The sequence below is a fragment of the Psychromonas antarctica genome (assembly GCF_022267535.1).
In the GTDB taxonomy this organism is placed as follows: Bacteria; Pseudomonadota; Gammaproteobacteria; order Enterobacterales; family Psychromonadaceae; genus Psychromonas; species Psychromonas antarctica.
This window is the reverse complement of sequence record NZ_JAHNZV010000215.1, coordinates 1-2,089: the sequence shown is the minus strand read 5'-3', so window position 1 is coordinate 2,089 and position 2,089 is coordinate 1. Positions and strand designations below refer to the sequence as shown.

The following is a 2,089-nucleotide window of genomic DNA, read 5'->3' as shown; positions in this document are numbered from 1 at the left end:
GCTCATATCGTTAATAACTTTCTGTTTTAATTCTTCTGGATAATTTGTCATATGTTGCTTAGTTAACCTCTTAGATAATTATGAGAACTTAATTAAGTCATCATTGCAACTATTCTGACACTGGGGGCTACAACACTCGTATTAATAAATGGATTAGAGCTTGCGAACTACATATATGAATACAATTTAGGTATGCAAGTCGAGCAAGTTATAGAGATCAAAAAGCTTGATAGTGATTACTGGGATAGTTTGAAGGATGATGTTTGATACAACTGAATAATATTGACCACAAGTTTGAAGGTTTATGGGGGTTGGCTTTTTTACCCACAAGTGCCCATAGGCTTGAAAACACTGAAATTAACTCAACGCTTTGTAATAAAGCTGATTATTAATGTTAGTTAAACTGAATAGTCTTATTTAGTACCTTGTTTTCAAACTCTGGCCACTTCTTACCGTATTCCAATAAAAGACACCACGGTTAAGCAACTGCCTTCCTCGTGTCTTTTTAAGCGAGTTAATCCTGTGTAAATCAGTGCTAATGTTTTAAGGTCTGTTTTATTGCTGCCGTAAATAACTAAATATCTAGATTCCCAACCTTTGAAACTATGAAGGGTGGTTGCTTTGATTCGTGCATCACCTGTTGTGGCTAAGTAATTTTGGCCAGTTTAAGGTAAAGCAGCAATAATTCCTAGCTCACTTTCTGCCCAAAGCAAGTTAGAAACCTATAATACTGTGGCCAATACTACTCAGCCACAACAGTAACTCACTCACAAACAAAACAGCCATTTAATGTGCAGATTTATATATAAAATTGTATAAGTTAGGCCCATATATTTGTGATTTAAACTGTTTAGATGCCTGTAAATCGCCGTAATATTCTAGTAAATTTCCATAACAAACTGAATAAAGCTCGCTTATCAACTTCTTCCTGAAATCTAATACTTTGTCCATCTGCGATTCATTTAAATCCGTAATACTGTCCATTCCTTCATCCATTAGTGATTTGGATAAATAAATTGTTAGCCTGCTTGTTAAATGTTCCAAATCTGAACCGAGTGCAGAATGATTAGTTATTCCGTTAATGCGACATTCAGCGGCATCCAAAAAAGCAATAACCTCACCCTCAAACTCACTTAGTGTTAAGGGTAATCTATTATTTTTCATGTATATTGTACGCACGACCTCATGTACTCTCACTTCTAGTTCAAATCGGTTAATAAGATAATATGAATATTCATCTTTTACGGGGTCGAAATTAAATAATTTAGAGTCCGGGCTACTAAATCGAGAATGATCAATGCTTTCTATAAAATCGAATTGAACAATGTGTATATGCTCATGAGAAATGGTTCTTTCAAGATCATCAGTATTTGCTATATGAACAACATTACCTAAGATTCTTGAGGCATGACCCTTTGCATTTTGTTTATCAGTATTTAACTTAATCGAAGCCACAATATTTGGAAAAATTGAACCACTAGATTTAAAAAATAATATTAGTAAAAATACAGGTGTAAATAGTAACCAGATAGGAACAGACATTAGTAGCAATAGCACAAGATAACTTGTTTTTATTTGATATGTTTTTTGTATTTTAGCCTTTAATTCAGCAATATCAGATTTTACTTTAAGAATTCCGACTCGATGCATTTCGTCAAGAAAAATACCATCTGTAAATAGCTTTACAAAAACTAAACAGAGGATGTTGTAAAAAGTTTTCGGTATGTTGAAAACTTTCTTTAAAAAAGAGTTATTGACTTCAAACTCACGATCATAAAAAGCATTTAATGATAAACCAATTGGTGGAAACGATTGAAAGTCAATCTTAAATTGTTCTGCAGTCGTTCTTCTTATTTTCATTTTTAATTACCTGATTGCATTTTATAGCGATTCTGTTTACATCAATATAGCGCAGTGACTATTATTACTTTAAAGTATTTATTCAGTATTCAACGCATTGAATTGTGAGCTTACGGCAGCGTAGCTCAACTTCCATTTTTTGTTCTGATTTAATACGGGTAACTCATCCATCAGGACTTAATTATGTCAAATCCAGAGCAACTTAGTAGCGTTATTACTGCATTTGAGC

Annotated in this window: 1 protein-coding gene; it reads right to left on the bottom strand. The window is 33.2% G+C overall.

What is annotated here, in order from left to right:
• Positions 1-786 precede the first annotated feature (786 nt).
• The gene (locus KSO91_RS17035; RefSeq protein WP_238744215.1) at positions 787-1,860 is read right to left on the bottom strand and encodes a hypothetical protein; all 1,074 of its coding nucleotides are present in this window, start codon (positions 1,858-1,860) and stop codon (positions 787-789) included.
• Between the last annotated feature and the right edge of the window lie 229 nt (positions 1,861-2,089).